The following is a 15137-nucleotide window of genomic DNA, read 5'->3' on the forward strand; positions in this document are numbered from 1 at the left end:
AGAAGTAAGCGAGCTGTTTGCGACAGCTCGTTATATCGAGATATGACGCAAAAGAGGCCTGACCCTCGGACCTGTCAGAGCTTCAGGCAAGCGATTTCAACTGCTCAACATGACGCGCTGTGGCACTGACATTGTCATGATCCAGCGGAAACTCGATGGCTCGCGGCACGTCTTTCGGAAAATGATGCCAGAGCGCAGACCAGTGCGCGCGAGCGGCGTCATCCGGGGGGCATGCCCGAGGTTGGCCGTTGACGTGGGTAACGGCCTTGCAGTGCACATAACGTACCCTGCTGCCCAGGCGGCTGGCGGCCTGTGAAAGGTCATGGTCCGTCCAGTAGCCGTTGCCCAGATCAAGGGTCGTCCCAAACAGATCAGAACCCAGTGCCCTGTGAAGTGCGGCATGAATCAACGGATCGCCTCCGCAGGAGGTCTGATCATTTTCAATTAATATTGGCAGGGTTTGATCGGCAAGCTCGGCCTTGAGGGCGGCAGCGCCATCATCAATGCATTCGGCACACAGCTGGCCAAGCCCGAACTTGATCCACTGCGCGCCCAGCTCCTCGGCACGCGTCAGCGCCTGATGCATCTCGTCAGTATTGAGCCTGCTTTGTTCGTCAAAGAGTGAAGTGGCTGCAGAATAGACGCAGTTTAGTGACGCCTGTTCGATGGCTTCGCGAAGCCGGCTCAGAGGCATATCATGATCGCTCAACAGCTCTTCGCGAATTTCGACACCCTGTGCGCCGGCATCCCTGATATGTTCAAGAACACCTGCCTGTCCTGATCGCTTGACCAGATCGGCGCCAAAGGCAGAAGTACAGATCATTACCGGTCCCATGAAAAACTCCTTGCGTCACCTGGTCTGAAAGCGGGTCCGTCTGAGGACGCCGCTGTGGCCAAGAACATCCCCGTGTAGAAAATGCTCATGTTGCTTCTAGTGTAGTGAAGCCGCACGGATACGGGCGCACCGGGTGCCTCCGCGATTTCGAACCCTGGCAGCAGTATAGGTGCCAGTCAGTCCGGTTTGCCCGACGTTTCCGGGGGTGAAATGCGCTCAATGCAGTTTAAGGCGCGGGCGAATGATCGTATTGATGCGATCAACCAGCATGCGAATACCGGTGCTTGTATAGCCGTGGATGGCGGCCTGGTGCATGCGATACAGCGAGGCATAGAAAATCTTGGCCATCCAGCCCTCGACCAGCACGCCACGCGCCGAAGCTCCGCGCATGAGATTGCCCACGGCATCAAAATGCGCCAGCGAGATCAGCGAGCCCATGTCCTTGTAGTGAAAGTCCGTCAGCTCACGTCCGGCCATGGCCGCTTTCAGATTCTTGTAGAGGGTGTTGGCCTGCTGGTGGGCGGCCTGAGCGCGCGGCGGTACCATTTTATCGCCCGGCTGCGGGCAGGCCGCGCAGTCGCCGAGTGCGAAGATGCGGTCGTCGTCCACGCTCTGCATGGTCTGATGAACAATGACCTGATGGTTGCGCTGAGTGGAAAGCCCCAGTTCGGAAAGGATTGAGGGTCCACGAACGCCGGCCGCCCAGACGGTCAGGTCGGCATCAATACGTGAGCCATCGGCAATCTCGAATCCATTCTCGTCGGCCTGGGTGACACGAGTATCGGTATGAATCTCGACGCCGAGTCGTTCAAGCTCACGGTGCACTGACTGGCTGATGCGCTCGGGCAGGGCAGGTAAAACACGCGGCGCGGCTTCCAGCAGGTGAATCTTGAGTTGCTGACGGCTGATGCGGCTAAAGCCATAGCCATGCAGCATCTGTGTGGCATTGAGAAGCTCGGCCGAGAGCTCCACGCCCGTGGCGCCGCCGCCCACGATGGCCACCGACATCCCGGATTTGCCGGCTTCTTCACGGTTGCTGCAGCGCAGGAAGGTATTGAGCATCTGCTTGCGAAAGGCTTCTGCCTGTTTGACGCTGTCCAGGAAATAGCAGTGATCCGCCACACCCGGCGTCCCGAAGTCATTGGAGACGCTGCCCACCGAGAGCACCAGATAGTCATAATCCAGGCGTCGCTCGGGCAAAACGACACGATTTTTGTCGTCGTGAATCGCGTCCAGACGGATCTGGCGATGCTCACGATCAAGACCACACAGTGTGCCGATCTGATAGCGGTAGCCTGCGTTGGATGAATGCCCCTGATAGGACACTTCATCAAGGCTTGAGTCCATCACCCCGACGGCCACCTCGTGCAGCAGCGGTTTCCAGATATGAGTGGGGTTGCGATCGACCAGAACAATTTCAGCCTTGTTGGACTTGCCCAGTTTGCGTCCTAGACGGGTGACCAGCTCCAGACCGCCGGCGCCGCCACCGACCACTACAATGCGAGGGATCGCCATTGACTGCTCCATAAGAAAAGTGAAAGGAAAAACATTCAGGCGGTGGCCCACACAGCGGACCACGGCCTGAAGGCTTTCGGTCACAAATGACCGTGACAGGCCGCTCTTTGGCATCGATACTTTTGACACTACGATGGTGTGTTTGCTCCCGGCAATGTCCGGCCTGCTCACCTTGATATGGGGTCATCATGACCTGAATTCACCCGCAGTGATGGCCTGAAAATGCACGATGCGCTTAACGATATTGATCTGATTCTCTATGACCTCGATGGCACGCTGATCGACTCGGCGCCGGATCTGGCGCTCGCCATTGATGAAATGATGCAGGCCATGGATCTTCCACCAGCCGGGGTTGACCGGGTTCGCGATTGGGTCGGCAACGGCTCGCGGCGGCTGGTCGAACGTGCACTCATGCATTCCAATGCCTTTGGGGCATCCGGTCCCGACAGTCAGCAGATCGATGATGCTCTGGCGCTGTTCATGGATTTCTATGCGCAGCATCCGGTATCGCGGACCTGTTGCTATCCGGGTGTTGTCGAGTGCCTCAGAGCGCAGCGCGAACGCGGCATTGCCCAGGCACTGGTGACCAACAAACCGTCGCGCTTTATCGATACCATTCTGGCCTCCATGGGACTGGAAGGCTTTTTCTCTCATGTGCTGGGCGGTGATTCGCTGGCGCAAAAAAAGCCCGACCCGGCCCCGCTTGCCTATATCGCAAGCGCGCTGAATATTCCCCCCAGACGGGTGTTGATGGTCGGAGATTCTCGCAGCGATGTGAAGGCGGCCAGAGCCTTTGGGTGTCGCAGCCTGGCGGTCACCTATGGCTACAATCATGGTGAACCCATTGCCGCCCTGAACCCCGACCATCTTCTTGATTCACTTGGAGAACTCGTTTAGGGTTGAAACTGCGCCATGACGGCGCTGCTCGCCCTTTTTCTCCCTTCACGCGAAGGAATTTTCAGCTTGCGAGATACAATCATGTCACTCAATGCAAAGGCCTGCGGACTGATGAGAAACGTCAAGCGCTGGCGCTGGTGATACCGGCCCTCTGCACCGTACTACCGTTTCTCTCTCTACAGGAATCTGCGACATGATGACATCCGAGCGCTTCGCCGAACTCGCCGCCGAAGGCTACAACCGTATTCCGGTCACCCATGAAGTACTGGCCGATTTTGAAACCCCGCTGTCTACGTATCTCAAGCTGGCCGATGCGCCCTGGAGCTTTCTGCTCGAGTCGGTCACGGGCGGTGAAAAGTGGGGCCGCTATTCCATCATAGGTCTGCCGTGTCGTGAACGCATTGAGGTCAGCGGTTTTACCGTTCGCCACTACGTGGATGGCTATCTGCAGGGCGCCACCGAAGTCGAGGATCCACTGGAGTGGATCGAGCAGTTTCGTCGCCGCTTCCGGGCGCCTGAAAGCTCGGAGGCGATGCGCTTTGATGGCGGTCTGGTCGGCTATTTTGGTTATGACACCATTCGATTGATCGAGCCACGCCTGCGTGGTGTGGAGAAGCCCGACCCGATCGATGTGCCGGATATTCTGTTGATGGTGGCCGATGAGCTGGTGGTCTTTGACAACCTCTCCGGACGCCTGACGCTGTTGGTCCATGCCGACCCGGGCAATGACAATGCGCTTGAGCAGGCTCAGGAGCGTCTGGCGGCGCTGGAATACCAGCTGCGTCATACGCCGATCACCACTGCAAGCCCCGGCACCGGGCGCAACGCGGTAGCCGAAGAGGACTTCTTTGCCAGTTTCTCCGAGCAGGGCTACAAGGACGCCGTGGCGCGTATTCGCGAGTACGTTGCGGCCGGCGATCTAATGCAGTGTGTTCCCTCCCAGCGCATGACCATTGCCTATCAGGCACCGCCGCTGGATCTGTATCGCGCGCTTCGAAGCCTCAACCCGTCTCCCTACATGTTCTTTTTCAATCTCGATGACCATCATGTCGTCGGGGCATCCCCCGAGATTCTGGCCCGACTTGATCACGACGAGATCACGTTGCGCCCGATTGCCGGCACACGCCACAGGGGAGCCAACGAGGAAGAGGACCGTGCGCTTGAGCAGGAGCTGCTTGGAGATCCCAAGGAGATCGCCGAGCACGTTATGCTGATCGATCTTGGGCGCAACGATGTAGGCCGTATCAGCGAGCCTGGCTCGGTCGAGCTGACCGACAGGATGACCATCGAGCGCTACTCACATGTCATGCATATCGTTTCCAATGTGACCGGTCGCATCAAGCCGTCACTGGGACCGATGGACGTTCTGCGTGCGACCTTCCCGGCCGGCACACTGTCCGGGGCACCCAAGGTGCGGGCGCTGGAGGTCATCGACGAGCTCGAGCCGGTCAAGCGCGGCATCTATTCAGGTGCCGTGGGGTATCTCTCCTGGCAGGGCAACATGGACATGGCCATTGCCATCCGAACTGCCGTGATCAAGAACGGAGAGCTTCATGTGCAGGCTGGTGGTGGTATCGTGTCCGACTCCGATCCGGACAATGAATGGCAGGAGACGCTGAACAAGCGTCGTGCCATGTTCCGCGCCGTTGCCATGGCAGAGCGTGGGCTGGACAACCTCGAATAGAGCCGGATTCCGTTCTGGAATCAGCGAGCCAACACCGAATAAAGGCCGGGTCACTGGCGTGTCGTGATAACGACCGCCCGGCCACTGTGAGGATGGAAAGCCATGAAAGTATTGATGATCGACAATTACGATAGCTTTACCTTCAACATCGTCCAGTATCTGGGCGAGCTGGGGGCGGAGGTCGACACCGTTCGAAACGACACGTTGACGATCGAAGAGATCGAGCAGCGTGACTTTACCCATCTGATGATTTCCCCGGGGCCCTGTAGCCCCAGCGAGGCGGGCATCTCACTGGAATTGATTCGTCACTTTGCCGGTCGAGTGCCCATCTTTGGCATTTGTCTGGGCTTTCAGGCCATCGGTCAGGCCTGGGGTGGGCAGGTGGTTAGGGCGCCGATGGTGATGCACGGCAAGACTTCCATGGTGGATCACGATGGTCGGGGTGCCTTTGAAGGGCTTGAAAATCCACTGGAGGTGACGCGCTATCACTCCCTGATTCTCGAGCGTGAGACGCTGCCGGACTGTTTCGAGATCACGGCAACCACGGTCAGCGATGATGTCACTCCCGGTATCGTGATGGGCATTCGCCATCGGACGCTGGACATGGAAGGCGTTCTCTTCCACCCGGAATCCATCCTGTCGCGTCAGGGGCACGAGCTTCTGGCCAATTTTCTCAAGCGTCAGCCAAGCGATGTCTCCCAGGGATCTCCGGTCGAAGCCTGAGTTTTCCGGATATGTCCCTTTGATGCGATAACCACTTTTGGGTGGTGCCTGCTGCCCGTGGCGTGGAGAGAAACTCGTGGAACTAAAGGAAGCCATTTCGCGTGTCACACGCCGTGAGGATCTCGAGCTGGACGAGATGCGAACGGTCATGTCGACCATCATGCGTGGCGAGGCCGACCCGGTACAGATGGGCGGTTTTCTGATTGGTCTTGCCATGAAGGGAGAGAGCGTTGACGAGATTACGGCTGCGGTCATGGTCATGCGCGAACTCATGTACCCGGTTCATGTCGATGCCGATCACGTCGTCGATATTGTAGGCACCGGTGGCGATGGCGCCGGGCTTTTCAATGTCTCAACCGCCTCAAGTTTTGCCGCTGCGGCCTGTGGTGCCAGAGTCGCCAAACACGGTGGTCGCGGCGTTTCCAGCAGCTCCGGCAGCGCAGACCTGCTCGCACGCGCTGGAGTATCGCTCGAACTATCTTCCGAACAGATCGCCCGGTGTATTGAAGAGATCGGTGTCGGCTTCATGTTTGCCCCCAACCATCATACGGCCATGCGTCACGCTGTAGCGGTTCGCAAGGCGCTGGGTGTGCGGACCATGTTCAATATCCTGGGCCCGCTGACCAATCCTACCGGTGCTACACGCCAGGTCATTGGGGTCTACAGTGCTGATCTGCTGGTGCCCATGGCCATGGTACTTCGCCGTCTGGGCAGTCAGCATGTGCTGGTCGTCCATGCCGAGGATGGCCTTGATGAATTCTCCATCGCCTCGCCGACCCGAGTGGCCGAGCTGAAACATGGTGAGATCCACGAATACGTGATCACTCCCGAGGAGGTCGGCCTTGAGCGCCAGCCGCTGGAATCGATCAGGGCCGATAGTAGCGAGGCCAGTCTGATACTGGTCAAGGCAGCCTTGAGAGGGGAAGGCGTGGCTGCCGACATGGTGGCCTACAACGCCGGTGCGGCGCTGTATGTGGCCGATGTGGTCAGCTCGATCAAGGAAGGTGTGCAGACCGTACGCGAAGCGCTTGCCAGTGGTCAGGGGCTTGCCAAACTGGACGCGCTGGCAGAGTTTTCCGCTCGTCTGGCCAGGGCCGATGACTGACGTACTATAAATAACGTCCGGACGTGATAAAGGCATGTCCGGCGATTTTCAGGGAACATCGCATGAGCACGCTGCCTACCATTCTGACGCAAATCATTGCTCGCAAGCATGAAGAGATTGCCGAACGCTCGGCCAGCATCAGTGAAAATACGCTACGCGCGCGTGCTGAGCAGGCACCGCCCACCCGCGGGTTTGCAACCGCGCTGAATCAGCGTCTGACCAACGGCGATCCTGCCGTGATTGCAGAGATCAAAAAGGCCTCGCCCTCCAAGGGCATCATTCGCGCTGACTTTGATCCGGTGGCCATCGCCCAGCGTTACGAGGCCGGGGGCGCGGCCTGTCTGTCGGTGCTGACCGATGCCGACTATTTCCAGGGGAGTGAGCGCTTTCTGATTGCCGCCCGCGGTGCCTGTCAGTTGCCGGTACTGCGCAAGGACTTTATCGTGGCGCCGTACCAGGTCTATGAGGCGCGCAGCATGGGTGCCGATGCGATCCTGCTGATCGTGGCTGCCCTTGAGGATCGTCAGATGAAGGCGCTCAATACGCTGGCCATCGAACTTGGCATGGACGTGTTGGTCGAGGTACACAGTCTTGAAGAGCTCGAGCGGGCGCTGAAGCTGGATCTAGCGCTGGTGGGCATCAACAACCGTGACCTGCATACCTTCGAGACCCGGCTGGACACGACCTTCGAGCTGCTGGAAAAGGTGCCCGAAGGCGTGCGCGTGGTCACCGAATCAGGCATTGCGACTCGTGAAGACGTGGCACGCATGCGCCGCGGCAACGTTAATGCCTTTCTGGTCGGTGAGCGCTTCATGCGTGAATCGGACCCGGGCGATGCCCTTCGCCAGCTCTTTTTTACCTGAGCTCAAGCCTTTTGAGTTACGACCCATACTGCCAGCCTCGCGCTGGCAGTATTCTTTTTTCCCCTTCTCAGCGTGGTTTGCGGCTACCGTCGCCGCGCGTTCGACGCTGATAGCGCGTATCAAAAAGTCCGGGGTCATCGGTAAAGACGCCGGTGACGCCATGATCCCACCAGGACGAAAAGCGCTCGGGTTCGTTGACCGTATAGCAAAGCATCGCCAGTTCGGCGGCCTGGATTTCGATGAGCCGTTCCTGGTCAAGCTGTGTCCAGTCGGCATGCACGCTGGTTGGACGAAGTCGCTCGGCATCGCTGGCCCAGCGCCGCGGAACGGCCTCATACAAAAGCCCCAGTGCCAGTGCCTCATCCTCTGCCCGCGCGGTTTCAAGGGCGCTCATGTCAAAGCTCGAGACCAGCAGCTGATCGAGCGGCAGTACCTGACGGGCACGATGAACCGCGACACGAGCCAGTGCCGCCGGGTCGTGCCCGGTGTTGATCTTGAGCTCAAGATTGAGCCCAAGCCCCAACGCGCTGACCAGTGAGAGCGCCTCATCAAGCAGTGCCATGCGCTCACCGCGAAAATCCTGAGAAAACCAGCTGCCGACATCCAGCGGCCGAATGTCGTTACGTGTCATGTTGATCAGTGCGCCTTTGCCGTTGCTGCAGCGATCAACGCTGGCATCATGCCAGATGACCGGAGTGCCATCTCCCAAACATTGAACGTCGAGTTCGACCCACTCACAGCTGGCGTCAGACGCCGCCTGAATGGCGGCCAGCGTATTTTCGGGGGCGTGAGCGGACAGGCCGCGGTGGGCGATATAGCGAGGCAGCTGCATGTTTCAGGGCTCCATGGAACAGGTCGTATCGGCAAGTCTGGGCCTGGTCGATAGTCGTTGTCCATGTTGATCAAACAGATGGAACGGCCCCTGGAGGTTAAGACCGGTGATCTGGCCGGCCGTGGGCAGCTCCGTGCCGGCATGACGTACCACCAGTCGCGTGTCATGACCGCTGACGCGTACGTGAACCAGGCTCTCGGAGCCCAGTGGCTCTACCAGTTCGATACGGCCCTCAAGATGTCCTGTTCCGGCAGGCGTCAGCGCGATGTGTTCAGGCCGGATGCCCACACTTATTGCGCTCTCGAGCGGCTCGACGGCCTCCATCGGAACCCTGGGTAGCCAGTCGGGCAGATCGCTTGCAGGCATCGTCAGAAAGTTCATGGCCGGCGATCCGATGAATCCTGCCACGAAGCGGGTGGCCGGTTTTTGAAACAAGGCCATGGGCGTGCCGATCTGTTCGATGCGCCCGGCATTCATGACCACCAGCCGGTCGGCCATGGTCATGGCCTCGGTTTGATCATGGGTGACATACAGCGAGGTAATGTTAAGACGCTGCTGCAGGGCGCGAATTTCCTGGCGCATCTGCACGCGCAGACTGGCATCAAGATTGGACAACGGCTCGTCAAAAAGAAACACCCGCGGCTTTCGAATCACGGCACGACCCATCGCCACACGCTGGCGCTGTCCACCCGAGAGCTGGCGGGGCTTGCGTTCCAGAAGCGTGGCAATATCAAGAAGTCGAGCGGTTTCCTCAACGCGCCGGGTAATCTCGTTCTTTGGCGTGCCGCGATTTCTGAGGCTGTAGGCCAGATTGTCGAAAACGCTCATATGGGGATAAAGCGCGTAGTTTTGAAAGACCATGGCGATGTCGCGTTCGGCCGGCTCCTGAGCGTTGACACATTCATCGTCGATGACAAGCTCGCCGTCACTGATCGCTTCAAGTCCTGCCACCATGCGCAAAAGTGTTGACTTGCCGCAGCCCGATGGACCAACCACCACGATCATTTCACCATCATTGATGCTCAGCTCGATGTCATGAAGCACGTCACTACCACCTGCATAGCGTTTGCGAAGGCGTTTGAGTTCCAGTCTTGCCATGTTATTTCTCCGTGTCGACCAGGCCCTTGATGAACCAGCGCTGCATGACAATGATGACCACAGCTGGAGGCAGCAGCGCCAGTACCGTCATGGCGGTGGCCAGGTGCCAGGGCGGCGTGCCATCCTGGGAAATGGTCAACCGCTTGAGGCTCATGACCAGGGTTGCGTTATCGGCGCTGCTCATGGCCACCAGCGGCCACAGGTACTGGTTCCAGCCGTAGATGAACATGATCACAAACAGTGCCGCGATATTGGTTCTGGACAGCGGCAGCAAAATATCGATGAAAAAGCGCCACGGGCCGGCGCCATCGACCCGGGCTGCTTCCATGAGTTCGGGTGGCAGCGTCAAAAAGAACTGACGAAACAGAAAGGTTGCCGTGGCGCTGGCAATGAGCGGCAGTATCAGTCCCGGATAGCTGTCGATCAGTCCCAGATCGGCGACCACACCATAGGTCGGCACGATACGCACCTCGATGGGCAGCATGAGCGTCACAAAGATCAGCCAGAAGCAGCAGCGTCGAAACGGAAAACGGAAAAAAACCAGTGCATAGGCAGCAAGGATTGCAAAGGTCAGCTTGCCAACGGCAATGCCAAGCGCCATGAAAAGCGAGTTGAGCATCAAGTGCCAGGCCGGCACCCCGACACCACGCACCGGCTCACTCAAAAGCGTCAGATAATGATCCAGGCCGCTGGCGCCCGGCCACAGTGGCAGGGCGCCGGAAAACAGCGCGCCGGGTGTCTGGGTCGAGGCCAGCACGGCCAGCACCACGGGCAGCATGAACATCAGCGCCCCGAGGATCAAAAGGGCATGGGCCACAACATCAAGCTTTGGCCGGTGATAGCGCATGGCAAGGCTTCCTGACGGATATCGGTGCGGTTAAAGAGAGACTCAGTGGTACTGCACGCGTCGTTCGACGTAGCGAAACTGCACCAGTGTCAAAAGACCCACCATCAGCATCAAAAGCACTGACTGTGCGGCCGAGCCGCCCAGATCCAGTCCTATGATGCCGTCCTGATAGAGCTTGTAGACCAGCGTGCGCGTTGCGCCGCCCGGGCCGCCGCCGGTGGTGGTATCGATGGTGCCAAAGGTGTCAAAAAAGGCGTAAATAGTGTTCATGACCAGCAGGAAAAAGCTGGTCGGTGAGAGCAGCGGAAAGGTGATGGTCCAGAAGCGCCGCCAGGGGCCGGCACCATCGATGGCCGCGGCTTCCATGAGACTGGCCGGAATGCCCTGCAAACCGGCCAGAAAGAACACGAAGTTGTAGCTCATCTGTTGCCAGATGGCGGCCACGATCACCAGCACCATGGCCTGATGGCCGTTGAGCCGGAAGTCCCAGTGAATGCTTAGCGCACTCAGGGCCCTGGTGAGCACCCCCAGGGTGGGATCGAACATGAACATCCACAAAACCCCGGCCGCGGCAGGTGCTACGGCGTAGGGCCAGATCAAAAGCGTCCGGTAGACACGGCTTGCCTTCAATACCCGATCGGCCATGGTGGCCAGCAGCAATGCAATCGCCATGGCACCGAACGCTACGCTGACACTGAAGAGGGCCGTATTGAGCAGCGCCTCATGATAGCTGCGAGAGGCCAGCACCCGCGTGAAGTTCGAAAGACCGGCGAAGGTCTCTCCCAGACCGAAGGCATCCTGCACATAAAAGGACTGTCGCAGGGCTGTCACGGCCGGCCAGAAAAAAAACACCAGCACGATGACAAGCTGCGGTGCCATGAGCATCCATGGCGCAAGGCGGTGACGTTGAAAGGTGGACATGAGCTGAAGGCGTTATCCAAAAGACACGAGAAGTCGGCATACCTGCCCCGGCAACTTCCGCGCCGGGGCTGGATGGATCAGCGCACGCTGCGCTCGAACTGTTCCAGAAGCGCATTGCCACGGTCTGCGGCATCATCGAGCGCTTGCTGAGCGCTCTTGTCACCGTTGAGGGCTCGCTCGAGTTCCTCTTCGATCACGTCGCGAATCTGCGGCATGTTGCCCAGCCGCAGACCGCGCGAGTTATCGCTTGGCTCTGTGCTGGTCATCTGCTTGAGCGCGATCTCGGTGCCAGGGTTTTCCTCGTAGAAGCGCTGCTCACGGGTCAGCGCGTAAGCCTTGTCGGTAATGGGCAGATATCCCGTGAACTGATGCCAGTCGGCTTGTACTTTTGCCGAAGAGAGGTAGCCGAAGAACTGCGCGACGCCTTTATAGACGTCATCACTCTGACCCTTGAGTACCCATAGTGAGGCGCCGCCGATGATCGAGTTTTTCGGCTGATCGATCACCTTCGGATCCCAGGGCAGGGGCGCGACGCCGAATTCAAAACCTTCGGTATTGTCACGAACGCTGGCGTAGCTGGCCGATGACGCCATCAGCATGGCGCAGTCACCCGAGAAAAAACGCGGTGAGGCCTGGTCCTGCCGTCCTCCGTAGCTGAACACGCCGCTTTTCTGCCAGTTGATCAGATCCTGTACGTGAGCAACGACGGCATCGCTTTGATTGAACGTCAGCCGCGCTGTTGTTCCACCAAACCCGTTCTGCTCGCTGGCAAATGGAATGTCCTGACGCGCTGCAAAGTTTTCGAGCTGAATCCAGCTTGGCCAGGTGGTCGTAAAGCCGCAGCTGGCTGCACCGCTGTCGACGATGGTTTTACCTGCCTCGGCCACGGCTTCCCAGGTGGTCGGCGGTGCATCAGGATCAAGCCCTGCCTTTTTGAAAAGATCGCGGTTGTAATAGACCACCGGGGTGGACGAGTTGAAGGGCAGTGACAGCATGTGGCCGTCGGTGGTGCTGTAATAACCGGTAATGGCGGGCAGATAGGCGGTAGGGTCGAAGGGCTGGCCGGTATCAGCCATCAGTTCATACACCGGATAGATAGCGCCCCGGGCGTTCATCATGGTGGCCGTGCCGACTTCATAGACCTGTGTAATGGCGGGTGCCTGGCCGGCGCGAAACGCCGCAATGGTCGAGGTCAGGTTTTCGCTGTAGGTGCCCTTGTAGACCGGTTTGACGACATAATCTGACTGGGACTGATTAAAGCCTTCGGCAATCTCGTTGACCTTTTCACCCAGACTGCCCTCCATGGCATGCCACCAGATGACTTCCGTGGCCGCCAGCGCCGGTGTCGCGCTCAGTGCCAGCGAGGATATTGCCGCCATCCCGACGATGCCTTTGAAACCCTTGACCATGTTGTGCTCCGCGCTGTCCTTGTGAAAATTTTTGCTGCGACAATATGCTGGGAGACTGATGGCAGTCGTGTGGCAAACAGATGTCATGTCGATGACAGTGGTATCGACGGGAAGAAGGCAGAGAGTAATGTGGGCGAGAGGTTAGCCAGATACGAGAGGCACATGGCATCATGGCCGTTTTGAACGGCGGGCAGACACAGCTTTGAAGATTTCATATATCACCGACTCCCGGGATCGGGATGCCTGTCTGGCCATGCTCTGTGCCAGTGTGTTCGGACGGGAAGCGGGGCTGGCGCCTCTGGTGGAGTTTGCCGGTGTCAGCCGATTGCTCGAGCAGGAATCGGCCCGTATCGTGGCACTTTTCGACGACAGCAAAAAACTTTGCTCGGTGGCACTGCTCACGCTTGAGGTGGAAGGGCGCGGCGTGGCGCTCCGGCTTCTGGCCACGCCCGAGAAAAAGCGTGGCCGGGGTCATGGGCGGCGGCTGGTGACGCGGCTTGGAGAGTCAACGGCGATGCGGGTCACGACTGCGGACCCAAGGCTTGAAGCCTTTTTCACCACGTTTGGTCTGGAGCGCTGGTATCGCCACGCTGACAGCGATCTGCGCACCGGCTTTAATGCGCGCTCAAGCGTTGACTCGCTGTCGATGGCCCCTGATGTGGTCGATTTTCAGGAGGACGCCGTGTTGCGTGCCTTCAAGCGCGACCCGGCCGTATTCGAGCGCTACAAGACACGCTTTGCCGAAGGCCTTGAGCATTTCAACACGCTGACATGATTGAGACTGATATAAAAAACCCCGGCCATGGCCGGGGTTTTTTATAGCAACGTGTTTTTAGAAGTTGATGCCGAAGTTGGTCTGGATACTGGTATGCCAACCGTTATCTACCGGTGAGCCGAAGTAGTTCAGGCCATTTTTGTTGGTGATGATATCAAACCAGGCAAAGTAGGGTCCGGCAGTCACCAGTACCCCCAGGTCATTGAGCATGGGGTCATCCTGATCGCCAAAGCCGCCATTGATGGAGGAAAAGTCACCGGCCGGATCGATGTAGCTGAAGTCGTTGAAGAAAAACAGGTTTTCAACGGGTCCCCAGTCCACATCCATGCTGTAGCTGGCGCTGGCCGTATACATCTGGCCGCGTTTCGGGATCAGATAATTGAAGCCGAAGGCCCCGATCTGGATGACACTATCAGAAATGCCGGACTGCGCTTCCGAGGGGTTTTTGGGATTATATTCATAGGTTGTGGCCTGAAACATGGTGCGCCAGTTGCCGTATGAACCGTCAATACCAATGGCGGCCGACCAGTTATCGCCACTACGATTGGTCTGCTCGTTATAGAGCTGCCCGCCCTTGGCGGAGACGTTCAGCTGGGTTGAATAGTCATCACCATGATCAAAGGTATAGCCGGCGCGGGCGGCGAGCTGGTTCTCTTCGCTGTTCCCCTGAGGGCTATCCCCGATGGCGTTGGCGCCATAGTGCTCGTTGCCGCTGCCCAGGTTATCGCTTTTGAAAAACGCCAGTGAAGTATCCCATGGCCCCTGGTGGTGATCCCACTTCACCCCGGCATTCTGGTTGTCGTTGAAGCCGGCGAGATAGGGCAGAGTGCCGTACCAGCCCTGATAGCCATACTCCATGTTACCGAAGGGCGTCTGGACCAGACCGACGCGGATGGTGTCGTTATCGTTGGGATTGAAGCCGAGCCAGCCCGACTTCAGGAACTGATAGCCGTCATAGAAACGGTATTCAAAATCATATTCCAGATCGTCCACTTCGCCGTTGACCGCAAGGACAAACTTGCCGAAATCCATGTCGCCGGTAGTGTCCTTGCTCTGCTCGCTCCAGTCGTTAAAGCTGCCGTTGAACTGAAGCTGACCGCTGAATTCCGTCTGCTGCATCTGCTTGATGGCAGAGCTGTTTTCCTGGGCCAGGCTCTGATGTGAGCTTGCTTGCGATGCCTGCGGGTCAGGGGTTGCTGCCGCGCTATTGCCGGTCATTTCCTGATGACTGCTGGAAGCACTCGTTGCCTGCTGCTGCTCCAGCCGATCAAGACGCTGCTGCATTTGTTGCAGCTGGGCGCGCAGTGCCTCGATGGTTTGCTGATCATTGGGTGCAGCCTGCACGGCAGTGGCCGTCATGGCTGCAGAGATGCTGAGGGAGAGCGTCAGCGCCTTCAGACGTCGTGAGTCCGTTTGAGTGGTCATGAACTGTTCCTTTGATCGTTGTTATGTATCGATGTCGTGTCAGGTTTTTATTGTTATGACACGCCATGTCACCGGTAACTTACCATTCGCAAACGAGGCAATAAACACTGTTCATGAACAGAAGAAAGGATACGACTGCCATTTCATGAGCCGGATACTACGGCCCTTGCCACCATCGGCAAGGGCACATCAGTGCAGGAGGGCTATA

At 58.3% G+C, this 15137-nt stretch carries 14 protein-coding genes; 6 read left to right on the forward strand and 8 right to left on the reverse strand.

Features of this window, described 5'->3' with window-relative positions:
* Positions 1-82: 82 nt before the first annotated feature.
* Both B9H00_RS14920 and B9H00_RS14925 read right to left on the reverse strand, forming a co-directional pair.
* Complete coding sequence (locus tag B9H00_RS14920; protein WP_086901316.1) at positions 83-835, reverse strand: sugar phosphate isomerase/epimerase family protein; 753 nt, start codon at positions 833-835, stop codon at positions 83-85.
* 216 nt (positions 836-1051) lie between these two features.
* The gene (locus tag B9H00_RS14925) at positions 1052-2350 is read right to left on the reverse strand and encodes an NAD(P)/FAD-dependent oxidoreductase (RefSeq protein ID WP_086901923.1); all 1299 of its coding nucleotides are present in this window, start codon (positions 2348-2350) and stop codon (positions 1052-1054) included.
* A 222-nt stretch (positions 2351-2572) separates the two neighbouring features.
* Here B9H00_RS14925 and B9H00_RS14930 point away from each other — a divergent pair, with 222 nt between their 5' ends.
* The 5 genes from B9H00_RS14930 (at position 2573) to trpC (ending at position 7622) form a co-directional block, all read left to right on the forward strand.
* Positions 2573-3247 carry a phosphoglycolate phosphatase gene (locus B9H00_RS14930; protein ID WP_086901317.1) on the forward strand — a complete coding sequence of 225 codons (675 nt, stop codon included), beginning with the start codon at positions 2573-2575 and terminating at the stop codon, positions 3245-3247.
* Between the two features lie 196 nt (positions 3248-3443).
* Positions 3444-4931 carry an anthranilate synthase component I gene (gene trpE, locus B9H00_RS14935; protein ID WP_169713465.1) on the forward strand — a complete coding sequence of 496 codons (1488 nt, stop codon included), beginning with the start codon at positions 3444-3446 and terminating at the stop codon, positions 4929-4931.
* A 102-nt stretch (positions 4932-5033) separates the two neighbouring features.
* Entirely contained in the window at positions 5034-5654 is a 621-nt protein-coding gene (locus tag B9H00_RS14940; protein ID WP_086901319.1) for an anthranilate synthase component II, read from the forward strand.
* A 76-nt stretch (positions 5655-5730) separates the two neighbouring features.
* On the forward strand, positions 5731-6759 hold the full coding sequence (gene trpD, locus B9H00_RS14945) for an anthranilate phosphoribosyltransferase (RefSeq protein WP_086901320.1): 1029 nt from the start codon (positions 5731-5733) through the stop codon (positions 6757-6759).
* Positions 6760-6821: 62 nt separating this feature from the next.
* Positions 6822-7622 carry an indole-3-glycerol phosphate synthase TrpC gene (trpC, locus tag B9H00_RS14950; RefSeq protein ID WP_086901321.1) on the forward strand — a complete coding sequence of 267 codons (801 nt, stop codon included), beginning with the start codon at positions 6822-6824 and terminating at the stop codon, positions 7620-7622.
* A gap of 67 nt (positions 7623-7689) precedes the next feature.
* Here trpC and B9H00_RS14955 read toward each other — a convergent pair whose 3' ends face one another.
* The 5 genes from B9H00_RS14955 to ugpB all read right to left on the reverse strand — a co-directional run bounded on the left by B9H00_RS14955 (position 7690) and on the right by ugpB (position 12729).
* A complete protein-coding gene (locus B9H00_RS14955; protein WP_086901322.1) occupies positions 7690-8454 on the reverse strand; it encodes a glycerophosphodiester phosphodiesterase family protein in 765 nt (254 codons plus the stop codon).
* 3 nt (positions 8455-8457) lie between these two features.
* A complete protein-coding gene (locus tag B9H00_RS14960; protein WP_086901323.1) occupies positions 8458-9552 on the reverse strand; it encodes an ABC transporter ATP-binding protein in 1095 nt (364 codons plus the stop codon).
* A 1-nt stretch (position 9553) separates the two neighbouring features.
* Complete coding sequence (ugpE, locus tag B9H00_RS14965; RefSeq protein WP_086901324.1) at positions 9554-10399, reverse strand: sn-glycerol-3-phosphate ABC transporter permease UgpE; 846 nt, start codon at positions 10397-10399, stop codon at positions 9554-9556.
* Between the two features lie 42 nt (positions 10400-10441).
* Entirely contained in the window at positions 10442-11320 is an 879-nt protein-coding gene (ugpA, locus tag B9H00_RS14970) for a sn-glycerol-3-phosphate ABC transporter permease UgpA (RefSeq protein ID WP_086901325.1), read from the reverse strand.
* A gap of 77 nt (positions 11321-11397) precedes the next feature.
* On the reverse strand, positions 11398-12729 hold the full coding sequence (ugpB, locus tag B9H00_RS14975) for a sn-glycerol-3-phosphate ABC transporter substrate-binding protein UgpB (RefSeq protein WP_086901326.1): 1332 nt from the start codon (positions 12727-12729) through the stop codon (positions 11398-11400).
* 202 nt (positions 12730-12931) lie between these two features.
* On the opposite strand from ugpB, the gene B9H00_RS14980 reads away from it, so the two are divergent.
* A complete protein-coding gene (locus B9H00_RS14980) occupies positions 12932-13504 on the forward strand; it encodes a hypothetical protein (protein WP_086901327.1) in 573 nt (190 codons plus the stop codon).
* A 57-nt stretch (positions 13505-13561) separates the two neighbouring features.
* Here B9H00_RS14980 and B9H00_RS14985 read toward each other — a convergent pair whose 3' ends face one another.
* On the reverse strand, positions 13562-14929 hold the full coding sequence (locus tag B9H00_RS14985) for a hypothetical protein (RefSeq protein WP_086901328.1): 1368 nt from the start codon (positions 14927-14929) through the stop codon (positions 13562-13564).
* Positions 14930-15137: the final 208 nt, after the last annotated feature.

It is taken from the genome of Kushneria marisflavi (genome assembly GCF_002157205.1).
Taxonomy (GTDB): Bacteria; Pseudomonadota; Gammaproteobacteria; order Pseudomonadales; family Halomonadaceae; genus Kushneria; species Kushneria marisflavi.

What these genes read in the sequence shown, in the direction of transcription:
- B9H00_RS14920 (WP_086901316.1), bottom strand. Translation starts at nt 835, where the DNA reads ATGGGACCGGTAATGATCTGTACTTCTGCCTTTGGCGCCGATCTGGTC.
- B9H00_RS14925 (WP_086901923.1), bottom strand. Translation starts at nt 2,350, where the DNA reads ATGGCGATCCCTCGCATTGTAGTGGTCGGTGGCGGCGCCGGCGGTCTG.
- B9H00_RS14930 (WP_086901317.1), top strand. Translation starts at nt 2,573, where the DNA reads ATGCACGATGCGCTTAACGATATTGATCTGATTCTCTATGACCTCGAT.
- trpE (WP_169713465.1), top strand. Translation starts at nt 3,444, where the DNA reads ATGACATCCGAGCGCTTCGCCGAACTCGCCGCCGAAGGCTACAACCGT.
- B9H00_RS14940 (WP_086901319.1), top strand. Translation starts at nt 5,034, where the DNA reads ATGAAAGTATTGATGATCGACAATTACGATAGCTTTACCTTCAACATC.
- trpC (WP_086901321.1), top strand. Translation starts at nt 6,822, where the DNA reads ATGAGCACGCTGCCTACCATTCTGACGCAAATCATTGCTCGCAAGCAT.
- B9H00_RS14955 (WP_086901322.1), bottom strand. Translation starts at nt 8,454, where the DNA reads ATGCAGCTGCCTCGCTATATCGCCCACCGCGGCCTGTCCGCTCACGCC.
- B9H00_RS14960 (WP_086901323.1), bottom strand. Translation starts at nt 9,552, where the DNA reads ATGGCAAGACTGGAACTCAAACGCCTTCGCAAACGCTATGCAGGTGGT.
- ugpE (WP_086901324.1), bottom strand. Translation starts at nt 10,399, where the DNA reads ATGCGCTATCACCGGCCAAAGCTTGATGTTGTGGCCCATGCCCTTTTG.
- ugpA (WP_086901325.1), bottom strand. Translation starts at nt 11,320, where the DNA reads ATGTCCACCTTTCAACGTCACCGCCTTGCGCCATGGATGCTCATGGCA.
- ugpB (WP_086901326.1), bottom strand. Translation starts at nt 12,729, where the DNA reads ATGGTCAAGGGTTTCAAAGGCATCGTCGGGATGGCGGCAATATCCTCG.
- B9H00_RS14985 (WP_086901328.1), bottom strand. Translation starts at nt 14,929, where the DNA reads ATGACCACTCAAACGGACTCACGACGTCTGAAGGCGCTGACGCTCTCC.